The organism is Paenibacillus sp. 7523-1 (assembly GCF_002276415.1).
GTDB classification, from domain to species: Bacteria; Bacillota; Bacilli; order Paenibacillales; family Paenibacillaceae; genus Paenibacillus; species Paenibacillus illinoisensis_A.
The window spans coordinates 15,670-29,292 of the sequence record NZ_NPBR01000005.1; the positions used below are offsets into that span (position 1 = coordinate 15,670).

General features: G+C 46.7%; 9 protein-coding genes. 2 read left to right on the forward strand and 7 right to left on the reverse strand.

The window, feature by feature from the left end; all coding sequences use genetic code 11:
• Positions 1-77: 77 nt before the first annotated feature.
• From CHH60_RS03610 to CHH60_RS03640, 7 genes are all read right to left on the reverse strand, one after another.
• Entirely contained in the window at positions 78-356 is a 279-nt protein-coding gene (locus tag CHH60_RS03610) for a hypothetical protein (protein WP_095357960.1), read from the reverse strand.
• Complete coding sequence (locus CHH60_RS03615) at positions 343-2,007, reverse strand: hypothetical protein (protein WP_176475970.1); 1,665 nt, start codon at positions 2,005-2,007, stop codon at positions 343-345. The genes CHH60_RS03610 and CHH60_RS03615 overlap by 14 nt, the downstream gene beginning before the upstream one ends.
• Positions 2,008-2,128: 121 nt before the next feature.
• A complete protein-coding gene (locus CHH60_RS03620; RefSeq protein ID WP_095357962.1) occupies positions 2,129-5,689 on the reverse strand; it encodes a DUF4132 domain-containing protein in 3,561 nt (1,186 codons plus the stop codon).
• Between the two features lie 48 nt (positions 5,690-5,737).
• Positions 5,738-6,928, reverse strand: a complete 1,191-nt coding sequence (locus tag CHH60_RS03625; RefSeq protein WP_095357963.1) for a VWA domain-containing protein — start codon at positions 6,926-6,928, stop codon at positions 5,738-5,740.
• The gene (locus CHH60_RS03630; RefSeq protein WP_095357964.1) at positions 6,913-9,327 is read right to left on the reverse strand and encodes a DUF5682 family protein; all 2,415 of its coding nucleotides are present in this window, start codon (positions 9,325-9,327) and stop codon (positions 6,913-6,915) included. Before CHH60_RS03630 ends, CHH60_RS03625 begins: the two co-directional genes overlap by 16 nt.
• The gene (locus tag CHH60_RS03635) at positions 9,315-10,415 is read right to left on the reverse strand and encodes an ATP-binding protein (protein WP_095357965.1); all 1,101 of its coding nucleotides are present in this window, start codon (positions 10,413-10,415) and stop codon (positions 9,315-9,317) included. The genes CHH60_RS03630 and CHH60_RS03635 overlap by 13 nt, the downstream gene beginning before the upstream one ends.
• Positions 10,416-10,716: 301 nt before the next feature.
• Positions 10,717-11,694 (reverse strand): aldo/keto reductase, encoded by a 978-nt coding sequence (locus tag CHH60_RS03640; protein ID WP_095357966.1) that lies wholly within the window; start codon positions 11,692-11,694, stop codon positions 10,717-10,719.
• Between the two features lie 291 nt (positions 11,695-11,985).
• Here CHH60_RS03640 and CHH60_RS03645 point away from each other — a divergent pair, with 291 nt between their 5' ends.
• Both CHH60_RS03645 and CHH60_RS03650 read left to right on the forward strand, forming a co-directional pair.
• Positions 11,986-13,176, forward strand: coding sequence for a cytochrome P450 family protein (locus CHH60_RS03645; RefSeq protein ID WP_095357967.1), 1,191 nt, complete (start codon positions 11,986-11,988; stop codon positions 13,174-13,176).
• Positions 13,177-13,217: 41 nt separating this feature from the next.
• Complete coding sequence (locus tag CHH60_RS03650; RefSeq protein ID WP_095357968.1) at positions 13,218-13,577, forward strand: ribosomal protein L7/L12; 360 nt, start codon at positions 13,218-13,220, stop codon at positions 13,575-13,577.
• The last annotated feature ends 46 nt before the right edge of the window (positions 13,578-13,623 follow it).

Below are 13,623 nucleotides of genomic sequence, written 5' to 3' on the forward strand. Positions count from 1 at the left end.
AAAGTAAACCAAATAACACTCTCTCCACAAAAAAAGATTTGCAGAGGCACTCGCTTCTGCAAATCTTTCGTATTGCTTCAGGATGATTCCTGAATGCTCAGTTGTACATACTGGGTTAAGCGGCAATAATGGCTCAGCAGAAGCTCCTCGTTACCATTGCCAAGAGCCAGGCTGCGTCCTTCGGTTATCAATAGCCCTACAATTTCCTCAAGGAATGTCAGTTGATACCGTTTGATCTCCACAAGAAACTGTTCTAACACGCCTACATCCTTCAAGGTGAATTGGGATATCCCGCGCAGCAGCAATTCTTCTGTCCAGCCGCCGATCTGCTGCACGAACTGATTATAGTCTTCCAAGTCTACCCGTCCTCCCATAGCCTATATCCAATTTTAGGCTGATTACCCGTTGTCCCTTCAAAAAGCTGATCGGGTAAAATGCGCTCTGTTCCATTCGCACGAAAGCATAAAAGTGTTCGAGCGAGGCGGCTCCGTATCCTGACTCGAGACGTTGGATCATCATTTGCCAGTCCATGGAGTAAGGAAGCGTCAGAGGAAGCAGTTCCCCTTCTTCCGTTTCAATGGTAAGGATAAGTTGTTGAGTTCGTTTGTCAAAGCTGTGATCTACGATCCGGGCAACCCGAAGGATGGCAAAACGCTCCTTCGGATTGGTAAATAGCTCAAATGTCCTTGAATCCTCAAGAAGTAGAGAAGGAACATTCTGCATGTATTTACCCAGATTCACATCTTCCACTTTCGTTCGCGTCATAAGTTCCAGCTTCGCACCCTCCCCTGAAGAGAGCCTGCGGTCATTGTTCACTTTTACCGTTTGGAACTGCAGCTCTTCCCCAGCAAATTGACGGAAAGTCACGTTGGTAAGCCATGGCGTAAATGCCCCATAATGCTCTGCGTAGGAAAATGAATTGTCGCCATAGTAAACAGCGCGCACATCGCTGTACGTGTATATTTCTTCGTCTTCAAAACAGTAGAAATAGTACGTAATGCCTCGGTAACCGGACCTGGTTTCCCATGCATCTGCTCCTAAACCATACAGATGTAGCTGTGGAACTGTGTAATACTTACTGCGAAAACTGCCAATAAGCTGGCTCTGCATATAAGCGGAAGTACACTCTTGCTCCAAAACCTGTAATGCGAGATACAGCTTAGACACCCGATCAAGCATGGTTTGCATAGAGAAACGAATATGTCGATTGAAGAATAGCTCTAATTCACCCTGAATTCCCCGTAAATTTCGTTCAACATCAGGGAGGTTACCGCTATGCGCAGCTACAGCGAGTGTCTCTAGCTGGGCCATATAAGACTGTGGCAGCCTGGCAAGCCCCGTTTTTAACAGATCGGCAAGCATGCTCCGGCATTCACGGACAGTTTGAATGGAAAACTTGGTATCATATACTCTTCCACCCAAGACGTTCTCATCGTCCATATGTTGTTGTCTGCGATATCGAAGCAAGGCTTCCAGCTTCGCCATACTACCAGCCGTTTGTTTAACCTTACACAGCGCCTTCGTGAGACTGGGTTCCTGGGTGAATGAAACCTCGATGCCTTGTCTTACAAGTCGCACGGTAAGAAGCGAATCCTCCAGAACTTCGATCTGCTCGGGATACTTCAACCGGAACCAAACCTCTTCAATCATCGAGGAGCTATACGATTTGATTAAGGTAGACAGGTCAGACTCTGTCATCCAGCGGAAACGAGATTCATGGCCCGGTGTTAACTCCTCTGCATCCATAGCAATCGAACTGGACTTAGAATCCTTGTCAGTCGCTTCAGGTGTTGGTACAGCCTCCACCTGAATGTCTTGCCCCATAGCATCTTCATCCGTCTGATGTTCACGCTGATAATACAGGATCGAAATCAGAACATGTTTGCAGATGTGATCTGACGGACAGGAACAATCCCAGTGATCGATCGTACTTTCCAGTGTACAGAGATTTCCATCACTCAACAGACAGCTCACTGATGATTCGTTCCACGTATATTGCACACTCACCCCGTTATCGATGTCTTTCAAGGACCTCTTGTACAATCCCTTATTCGCATGTCTTATGAGATAGTCTTCCGTGCATAATTTGGAAAATGTCCTGAATTTATGTTCGAATTCACTCACGTAATCAACGCCCCGTTGCTCTTAGGATATCATAGAGCGTTTCACTGAAGACCCGTCCCGGAATCTGACCCAGAGCAGTGCTTTTGTTATTGCTGTAGTAATAATTTCTCTTGTTCTCCGGTCTGAAGAAATGGAGAGATTCAAGCGTAATATCGTCCATCCCCTCATAATACGTGATACTGGTACCGCTGAAACGCAGTTCAGCTACGTATTCATCGTACTCCTTGTAGAATTCATGGTACCAGCCGCCGTCCATTGCCGGCCCTTTGATCCAACCGAATTTCTCCAGTGCTTTCGGGAAAGCGGTCGGTGAAAATTCCGATTCCGGAAGTCGGGAGTACTCCTCATGCTTGGTGTCTTCTTCCTCAAGCAGGTGAATTTCCCGGTTAAGCTGCTCGAAAGGTTGCTTCACTTCGTAGTCTTCGAGCTGTGTTTTCCAGCCGTTCAGGGTGGATGCTTCAAGTTCAAGAGGGTGTACGAGTCCTACCTGTGTATTCAGAGGCAGTTCATATTCATCCTCATCCACAGTATTATAGGTGCCATCTTCCATATAGCGGAATGTGCTAGTCAGCTGACCATCTTCATATGTCCCCCAGATCAGACCTACAGCGAATTTTTGCATGATCACATTTTCAACAAAGAGTGCTTTCCACTCTTCAGCGGACCACAGACGCTGCTTGGACAATGACTCCTCCAGGCGCTGTGCCTGAATGCCCACCATTGTTTTGAGATCTTTCTTCAGCTGCGTAAAACGTGCTTTGGATTGCGCAGCGAGCTCTGTATCATCCTTCTGTGCGGGTGCAGGCAAGCTTTTCACCGTTTTACCCGTTTCTTCGTTCAGAACGACGACTTGCAAATCCCCATTCACTTTAATCAGGAATGAACGCTCACCGTAACTCAGCCTCATCGTTCCTGACTCGTCAAAGCCAAGCGTGGTCACAAGCCGGTCTTCCAACTGTTCCGGTGTAAGTCCCAAGTTGTCGGCCGCAAGCTGAAGTGCTTCTTCTGCCGCGCCTTTCACCTGACGGTTCTTGACGCTTCGTTTAATTTTATCAATGGCCATGAGTGCAGATGGCTCTTTCAAGTAAGCTAGTACCTTCACGGCATCTGCGGCAATAGCTCCACGGCTATTTTCGGTCCATTCCTTAATCTGAGGCGACAGAATGTGAACGATTTGCACACTGCCAAAGAGCGCAGAGATATACATCACCCATTTCTCCTTCGCAGGAGCACCGTCCTGAATCCATAACTGGAGCAGCTCCGTCGCGAATCGAGATAACGATTCTTCGTCTACATACTCCCGCAGTTCATTCAGTCTTTCGTTAGGTGCAGATGTATGATCTACCGATTGGACCAAAATATATTGCTTGATTCGATCATCCAGAGGTTGATTGTCTTCCGAACGAATAAGCGAAGGCAAGTCCTTCAGGGATAACGAACTAAATCTAGCCAGCTTTTTGGCATCCGCCTGATCAGCAAGTGCAGCATGGGCATATTCCGGGCTTTGATCTGCAGTATCCAGCAGAATTTGAATCAAGTTCTTCCATTCCGCCGACTTCTCACCCTCCAGAAGCTCACGGTATAGCTCTTTATTATGATCCAGGCTGCGAATTGCGCTAAGCGCCATTTCTTTCACGCTTGCTTTTTTCTCTGAACGATAGATCGTTGTGAAAAGTTCCGGATCAGGTATACGATTGAATTCGGATAATGCGAGACTATTGGCTTTTTTGGATGAATCCTGCAGTCCCGCGCGAATCGCCTCGGCAAGCTTCTCCGTCTTGAGTTCGCTTCGTTGCTCGAAGGTAATCTCCAAAATTAAAATACGTGTGTCCGTTGGGAGCTTTTTATACTGTCCCAGAGCATAATCCAGATTTTGCTGAATAATCCGGCGGTACTCATCCTGAGGCATTGCTTTGTACCTGTAATCGGTCATACCGTTTAGCGAGATCAAACTGGTCAATAGTTTATCCTGCTGTACCTCTGGATCTTGCCCATAACGCTGCAGCAGCTTCTCACCGCTGAAAGCGTAGGAACGATACATATCCGAGACGATATCCAGCGTCCACTCCCGATAGGTTGCCAAAATTACAAACCGGCGCATTGACTCTGAATCCACTGGCAGGAAGCTGATCGCAATCAGAGTCTGAATACGTTTTTTGTCACGATTCAGATTGTTAAACAGACTGCGGCTGTTTGAGTCTTTCCAGTAATCTTCAAACGAAGTTTGACCTTCCAGATACCGTGCGATGGCAAGACCACTGCGACCTCCATCGAGTGGCTCCCGGAGTACTGCAGAAACGGCTTGTTCAATCGTACCGTCCGCATCAGGAATTTCTCTACCTTGATCTTCCATTATCTTTTGGATAACCAGCTTGAGGTATGGGGTTTTGAGAATATGATAAGCTCGTATGGATTGTTCCGGATCACTCATAATGGCCGACTGGATCGACTGCCATGATATCGTATACATATTCAATTCGTTATTCATAAGCTCGATCAATTGGTATGGTTCATCCATAGGAAGCAGCCCAGCGAGCAGCCCGTCGGCATTTTTGGCTCTGGAATCCATGCTCATCAGATACATGCGCGTCTCAAACGGATAGATTTCATGCAGCTGAGTAATTGCCTCCAATAGAGCTTGACCTGTTTCGCCTTTGTTTTCGAGGAACCGGTCCTTTCCCCCATGGACATTGATCAGATACAACAACGAGCTGCTTATCAAAATCATGGTCTGATGGAACACATTCTGAGACAATTGTTCTTTTTTATTCAATGAAATGTCCGGGTAGAGCTCTTCCATCAGGCGGTTTCGTTTTTGCTGAAGAAATTCCGGTTTCAGATCATGCACAGACCGATTAGATCGGCTCTGCATGGAGCTAACAACCAGTGGCTCAATAAGCTTATGTAACGCCGGGCGGAGCTGCTCAGCATCATCAGCAACGACCAATTGAAGTAACTCAGGCAGGTGATTGCTTAGTAATTGCAACTGTGCTGCCTGTGAAGGAACTCCGTTCAGCCTGGAATACAGTTTCAATAGAAGCAAGGCGTCGATAATTTCCCGCTCATGGTTACCATATCCGTTGCCTTTTTTGGACTCAACAAATACCTGTACACGGCTTAGCCTGCTTTTGAGCTCATCTACAATTTCTTTTTCTCCGGCAAACTGACGTATTTTCTCCAATCGGGACAGAAGACCACCGATCCGATCCGGGCTTTTGCTCTTTCCACTCAAGCCGTAGGCTTCAGAGTCATTGCCGAGACATATGGTAAAGCCATCCGTGGCCCACGAATTGCGTCTGGAGTAGTGGGATTCCAGGTGAATGACAATAGCCCCTGCCCGGAAAAATATATCTCCATCATCTTTCTTGGCAAGCTTCATGAGCGCATCAATTGTATAGTAGACATAATGGCTGGAATTTCCTATCATTTCAGGAAACTTGTCCGTGTTTCCCAGCACATAATCAATGATTTCCTGACTCCGATCTGTTTTTAGGGAGTAATCCTTCGAGCACATCTCAGCAAACTTCTCAACTAACGCCTCAACAGCGCGATCTGTAGTAAGCATTACACATTCCTCCTTAAATTTTGAGTGAAAAACCTTGTTATAAACTCATTACGTGATAATCTCGCCGATCCAGTCTGCGAGCTCGTTAGGGGTGATTGCGGCGACATGCGCTCCCATATCGGTTAAGGTTTGTGCGGCATGTTTGTTATAGACGGTATCCCCATTAAAATCGAGTGCGGTGAGCACAAGCAGTTTGCAACCGGCATCCATAATATCCTTACACGCTTTATACATTTGTTGGATCGGATATCCCTCTTCCAGATCACTTACAAGGATGTAGATCGTTTTGCCAGGATTATCGATCAGCGTCTCGCCATAACGCAGAGCCTTGGTAATATGAGTTCCTCCACCAAGCTGTACACTCATTAGCACGTCAACCGGATCATCCAACCTGTCACTTAGATCGACAACCTGGGTATCAAATATAAACAAGTGGGTGCGCAGCGCATTCAAACGATAGAAGATACTAGCCATTACTGAGCTGTAAATGACCGAGTCCATCATGCTGCCGCTCTCGTCAACAGCAATAATGACGTTCCATTTATTATGCGGCTGGATATTACCGTCGAAATATAGACGATCAATCACCAATCTGCGGTTTACTCGATCGACATTTTTCAGGTTCTTGGTAATGGTTCGTTTGAAATTAAGATTACGCAGGGATTTTATAGAACTAGGTGTGTAACGGCTGCGTTTTCCCATGATACTGGCTCTGGTCTGGGACTCCAATTTACGCTGAAGGTCCTGTACTACAGTCCGTACGATCTCCTTCGCACTCCGAAGGACGTCCCCTTTCATTCGTCCTTTGAATTGCATGATGTTTTTCAGCAGGTTCATGTTGGGTTCGAGAGACTCAAGCAGTTTTTTATCGGTTAACAGCTCTGTTAGGCCATAACGATCCAGCGCCTGTTTCTCCAGCAGCTCCACGGTTGGCTTGGGGAATAATTCCCGAACCTTATGCAACCAGTTTGGAACCGTAAGATTAGAGGAGCCGCGTCCTCCTTCTTTTCGGTATCCCTGTTCTTCGCCGTATTCCCGATTGTAGAGGTAACCCAGAATTTCATCGATTTCGGTATACTTGAAATGCTCAGCGTCGTATGTATCCGTGTTCGATAAGCCTTCTTCAGCAGAAGCGCCCAGGATCAATCGCCATCGGTTCAGCGTTTCAGCCTGATTGGAATCAGGAAGGGACTTCAATGTATCAGGAGTTCTAGCCCCTCTGTTCAGATCAGCTTCCATGTCTCAAACTCCTTCCGGATGGCTTCATCCCAGGATTTCACCTGAAGCAGTGTGTGTTCGTCGATCCCCGGTATCGCCATCTCTTCGGATTGAACCTGATGCAGCTTCGCAACCCGATCCGCAATCAGTGTTGTCTCCATAGGTGTAAAGTAAGTGAAAGCAAGCCTTAGTTCCGGGATCATCAACATAAAATCATTATGATCCAGCTGCTCTATCATGTAATTCAGCTCGGATAGCAGCTGATCTTCATATAAAAATGCATCTCGTGCCACGGAAAACACACCCTGTAAATACAGTGCTGTCTGCCGCATTTGATCCGGGGTACCGCGAATGTATCCCCGAGCACGATCAACGATCTCTTCCCTTGACCGATCACCGAGTCCCGAGGAAATGGCCAAGCAAACACCCTCGAGTTGAGCCGGAAGGTTGTGATCTGCCAGCAGTTCATTCAGATGAGCTCTGAAGGTTTCATCGCGGTAACGTTCTTCGGAAGATTCCGCCAGCATCGCGAGCAGCTTCAGCCCCTGTATAACAGGCTGATGCTCATCAGAATTCGTTCTCGCGAGCTGCAGCAATTTGTCCACTGCGTTATTGTAGGCTTCGGCAACCAGCTCGGGAAGATGGCTGTCATCCGATAATCCAAGTAATCTTCGGTGCTGATGAATTCGGTCCAGAATGTGAAGACTCCCGCATAGGGATAGGAAATTCCCGTCTTTTCTCAGTGCTGAGCGGACTTGATCATACAATTGAGCTGCCGTATCCTGTAAACCCATAAGCAGAGCCTGGAGCATGGATCTAGCAAGCTCACCACTATGATGATCCGGAATATCCTGCATGTGTTCCGCCATTTTTCGCGTTGCCGCTTCCTGAATGGTACCCCCATAGAGTGAATTTTCGATTAATCTTGCTTCAATCCTTGATGAATAGGTGTAGATCCAAGTTTCCCTGACCAGATTCATATCTCGCTGTGCAATCCAGTCTGGTCCGGATTGGCGTTTCGCGAATTCGGGAACCAGATAGGTAATGCATTGGAATAATTGACTAAGCTGCCGATGCTCTGGTTTGGCATATAGATCAAGGACCTTCTTGTGCTGACCAGTCGTACGAATTTGCAGCTTCGCTACCGCACAGCGGGCTTTGAAATCTTCAACAATCGGAATGTTGAATGAATTGGGGGCCACACTTCCTATGGCATCTCCGGTCAGAAGAAGCTGGAGCTCTTGCAGCGGTTTTTCTGTAGCCAGTGTAAGCTCACCTTTGACAAAAGAAGATGTCGCTGCGTCCATCAATTCATAAACTCCGCCTTCTCTTTTGTCCCGAAGTGCTGCAAGCCCCTGAACCATGCTGTATGCCTCAATCGCGTCACTGGTCGAAACGTGCTCATGGCCCTTACGGAGTGCACGTGTAAGCTTGGACAGCAGATTCACTGCCGTTACGTTGTATGCGGTACTTTTCTTGCGGAGCAGCTCGCTCCATATCATGTCGTAGTAATTCACATATGGCATTCCACTCGCGTAACCATTCAGACGGTCCGCTTCTGCAAAGGTGTACACCATGGGATACATCTGCTGTTGCACCAAATTCGTGGTTCCAGAGCTTATATTGTTCTTCACAGGCTTGTCTGAGAACTTCTGCGAAGCCGAGTCTGTTTCCAAGCCCAGTAGTCCGTACGTATGGAATCCACCTGTAATGACGAGCACACGATCATATTTCAAGGCAGCCTCACGGATGCAGTTTCGCATGTGTTCTTCTCTGTTAAGATCACCGGAACGGTGTAACCGATCAGCTGTGTAACACATACGAGATAACGTACAATAGGTAAACACATCCTGCACAAATTCCTGTGTGGATTTCTCCAAGCCGCCGATCTCAAACACTTTCTCCCATAGCTCGTCGAAGCTGCGGCAGTTGATTTTTTGACACAAACGGTTGATAAAGTCCGAACTGGCCAGCAGCGTCTCATTCTGAACAGATATTTCATGCTGTTCCGCTTTCTCTGTGTTAGCGAAATGATAGTAATCGAGATCAATGAACTGTGCAGGAATGTTAAGCCTTGAAGCTTCGCGTAACGCTACATATTCAGGGGAATAACGCAGCATCGGATAGTAACACGCTGCACGGTCATCCTCGCTCTCATAGGTATAATACAAGCTGACCGGAGGGATCGTTGCTTCATCAGCCAACACGGAGAGAAATGGATTACCACTCTCGGGTCCTTCGATCAGAATACTGTCCGGCTGATATGCCTCGATCAGTTGTAACAAGTGATAAGAACAAACCGGACTATGATGCCTTATCGGAAAATAAACCGTACCATTGTTCAGGTTATATACCTGAGACTCAAAGAGGGATTGTAACTGGGTAACATCCGGCTCCACTTGTGGCGCTACCCGATCCATTTTTTCTCCTCATAATAGTCCTTCCAAATTCCCTCTTCTTTAGAGCGTTCCTTCACAACCTTGGAGAAGTAGGCTTTCAGAACGGACAGATCCTTGTCATTTTCCTTGGCAATGGTTCCAAGCATGTTCTGAACCAGGCGATCCAATGCAATTCCCTTATCCTCGTAATAATACGAAGTCATTGCACTCTGAACATATACGGAAACGGCTTCTGCAGTACTCATGGAAGCTTGTGGCGTGTCCAGCTTGTAACCTTCACGGCTTATGCCGGTACGCAGCTCCATGAATGTCGTCGCAAGAAGCTCGACCACATCGGGATTAATTTCGATATCAATATCACTATGTAATAAAAGGCTTCGTGCCTGGGATTCAATAATTTTCGCTTCCATCTTCACACTGCTGATCGGTTTGATCGTTTCGAAGTTGAAACGGCGTTTCAGCGCACCACTCATCTCGTTAACACCCTTATCACGAATGTTCGCTGTAGCAATTACGTTAAACCCCGGCTTGGCAAACAGCACACCACCATCAAGCTCAGGAATACTCATGACTTTGTCGCTTAGAATACTGATTAGACTATCTTGTGCTTCAGCCGGACAACGTGTAATCTCTTCAAAACGGGTGATGATGCCTTTCTTCATGCCGCTGTATAACGGGGCTGGAACAAGAGCCGCTTCCGATGGACCTTTATCAAGCAGCATCGCATAGTTCCAAGAATACTTGATCATGTCCTCCGTTGTGCCTGCTGTACCTTGAATGGTGTTCAGACTGGTTCCCGAGATCGCAGCTGTCAGCAGCTCACTGAGCATCGTCTTCGCTGTTCCCGGTTCTCCCACCAGCATTAAGCCGCGATTGCCCGCCAGCGTTACCACCGCACGTTCAATTAAGACGTCATTCCCATAAAATTTACGAGTAATCGGTATGGCTTCTCCATCCAATATAGCGGGTTTGTCCCTGCCGATAATGAAATCTCGCACATATGCGGGAGATAATAACCAGTTGGGGGGCCGTTTTCCCTTGTCTTCCTCCCGAAGTGCGCGTAATTCAGTCTCATATAATGTCTCAGCCGGCGGCTTAAGTATTTCCATCGTTATCCTTAATCTCCTTCCACAAAACAGATCGTATGTTCTTATTCCTCTTATTTTATCACAGTGGTTTCTCAACCACCCTAGAAACCGGGAAAAATGGTTGAAACGTCCCTCTTATCAGAACTCTGAACTAAGTCTATGGACATGGAGTATAGCGCATTTATGTATTCACTAGACTACGAATACCCGTATTGAATCTATCAATAAATAGACAAATAAAAAACACAGACCGCCGGCCTGTGTTTCGTTCTCGTTTAAGGAAAAAATGTATCAACTAATGAGCAATCCATATGTCTTCTGCTTACATTCTTCTTCCACAGGACGCTGAATACAGCTCATACCATTCATGTCGCGTTAGTTCAATCTGTGTAGCATCACGGCAGGCACGGATACGTTCCGGCCGAATTGAACCAATCACAGGTTGAATGCCTGCGGGATGTTTCATTAACCAAGCGAGTACAATAGATTCAGCCGTTACGCCCCGTTCCCTGGCAATCTTATTCACGACCTGGACGGTATGTTCTATCTCGGGTCTCTGACCTTCGACTACCCTGCCCGTAAATCTACCTTGCGCAAGTGGTCCCCAAGCCTGCAGCTGGATATTCTCGGCCTGACAATACTCCATCGTACCATAAGGGAAGACTTGGTCCTTGGCTTGTAGACGGTTCACGGTAACCCCCGCTTCCACGAATCCGATTTTGTCCAAACTCATCTCGAGCTGGTTCACGATTAGAGGCACCGAACTATTGAGCTGCAGCAAACGAATCTGTTCCGAACCCATGTTGGATACACCAAAATGTCTGACTTTTCCGGATTGATGGAGTTTCGCCAGTGCTTCACCAATCTCCTGAGGATGCGCGAGAGGGTCAGGACGATGAAGTAACAGAATGTCCAGGTAATCCACGCCGAGTCGAGATAAAATACCATCAACACTGGCTTGAATATGCGCACCAGATGTATCGTAGCGCTGTGGACCCTCGTCTTCCATAGCAAGACGTATGCCGCATTTGGATTGAATGATGATTTGATCACGCAATCCTTTTCTCTCGGATAGGATTCGTCCAAATACATGCTCTGCTTTGCCACGTGTATAGATATCAGCCAGGTCATAATGATTAATGCCGATCTCAAGAGCAGCCTCAACGGCTTGGTGCCCTTCATGTACAAGATCATCGGTGATCGGAAGTCCGTCCCACTCGCCTCCAAATCGCATACAGCCTAATACAAGCGGACTCGCTGGAATCTGGTGACGATTCAGAGGAAGCCGTGATTCATTCATGATAGATTGCTCCTAACTTTGAAATTTTCACTAGTATTGATTCACTACTGCTTCTCTCTTCAGTCTGAATTTCCCTTCTCCTTCCAATAAAATCTTCCTCTCCATGGATATGTCCACTTCTCTGCTCCTCCACAGGAAAACCGATTTTTCAATGAAAACAAGGTTTCTACGCTCTTAATATTGAATATATAGAGGATGCAGGCTTTAGGTATCAAGCCGAAGAAGCATACATATGATCCTTTTAGCAAAGGACTTCATATTTGAGCTCTTGGATGAGAGGAGAGAATTGAATTGAATACGAATGAAACGTCACAAACGACATTCTTTACTAAGGAATTCACTCAAAACCCCTACCCCGTGTACGAAAAGTTGAGAGAGACAGACCCTGTATTCAAGGTCATGTTTCCTCATGGCGAGTTCGGATGGATTATAACCCGGTATGAGGATGCGGTCGAAGTACTCAAGGATCAACGCTTCAGTAAGGATGTAGCCAAACGATATGGACCTGAAAATCAAACGGTTTTTGTGAATAACATGCTATTCTCCGACCCGCCGGATCACCGCCGCCTGAGAGGACTTGTACAGAAAGCGTTCACGCCTAAATTGGTTGCGGATATGAGAAGCCACATTCAGGACATCGCCGATGATCTGCTGAACAAAATAGGCTCCAGGGATAAAATGAATTTAATTGATGAGTATGCCTTTCCACTTCCGATTATTGTCATTAGTGAGATTCTGGGTGTACCTGTTGAGGATCAGGACAAGTTCCGCGTCTGGTCCAATTCGATCATTGATGCATCAAGTTCGGATCACGCGGAGATGTTTGAACAGCATGCGAAGGAGTTTACCGAGTACCTGACCGACTGGTTTGCCAAAGTACGCGAGAAGCCAGGTAAAGACCTGATAAGCCAGCTTGTGATTGCAGAGGAATCCGGACAACAACTTACTGAAAATGAATTACTCGGTGTTGTCTCCCTGCTTATTATTGCTGGCCACGAAACTACGGTTAATTTGATTGGCAATGGTGTATTGGCCCTTCTTGAACACCCTGAGCAGAGAGATCTGCTGATTCAGAAGCCAGAGCTTATCCATAATGCAGTTGAAGAGATGCTGCGCTACAATGGCCCTGTTGAATTCAGTACGTCACGCTGGGCGCTGGAGGACGTTGAATTCCGTGGACAGAACATTGCCAAAGGTGAGCTTGTCATTGTGGCGCTTGATTCTGCCAATCGGGATACTGAGAAATTCAAGGATGCCGATATCTTCGACATAACAAGGGAGAAAAGCCAGCATCTCGCTTTTGGTAAAGGCATTCATCTCTGTCTCGGAGCGCCTCTGGCACGTCTGGAAGGCGAAATCGCCATCAGTACATTGCTAGCCCGTTATCCTGAGATACAGCTTCAAACGGATGTTACCGAACTGGAGTGGAGACCTGGCATGATTGTTCGAGGACTGAAGGAACTCCCGGTTCAACTCAAATGATAAAATGATACACACGTAATGAAAGAGAGGCATTCTACACCATGGAAATCAACACCATTTTTTTAATCGTTTTATTACTTCTAATTGTGATACTACTCACCAGAGTAATCAGTCTGCAAAGCCAACTGAATGAACTTAAACGAGATGTGGAACGCATTGAGAATGGTGCTGGCATAACGCAACGAACGCCAAGTTCCTCATTCAATTATCCTGTTTCATCATCTACCCTGTCATCTTCGTCCGAACAGCCAACGGAGTTGTCAGAGCTGGATCAGGAATTGATCCTAATGATTCAACAAGGCAATAAGATCAAGGCCATTAAAAAGCTTCGCGAAGCCAGAAACCTTTCTCTTAAAGACGCCAAAGATTATGTTGATACATTAGAACGTACTTCTTCCTGATCTGCTTGTTAACTCTCGAAACCGATGCTGCTAACGCTACATGAGC

Coding starts and splice junctions, on each gene's coding strand:
- CHH60_RS03620 (WP_095357962.1), bottom strand. CDS start 5,689: ATGCTTACTACAGATCGCGCTGTTGAGGCGTTAGTTGAGAAGTTTGCT.
- CHH60_RS03625 (WP_095357963.1), bottom strand. CDS start 6,928: ATGGAAGCTGATCTGAACAGAGGGGCTAGAACTCCTGATACATTGAAG.
- CHH60_RS03630 (WP_095357964.1), bottom strand. CDS start 9,327: ATGGATCGGGTAGCGCCACAAGTGGAGCCGGATGTTACCCAGTTACAA.
- CHH60_RS03635 (WP_095357965.1), bottom strand. CDS start 10,415: ATGGAAATACTTAAGCCGCCGGCTGAGACATTATATGAGACTGAATTA.
- CHH60_RS03640 (WP_095357966.1), bottom strand. CDS start 11,694: ATGAATGAATCACGGCTTCCTCTGAATCGTCACCAGATTCCAGCGAGT.
- CHH60_RS03650 (WP_095357968.1), top strand. CDS start 13,218: ATGGAAATCAACACCATTTTTTTAATCGTTTTATTACTTCTAATTGTG.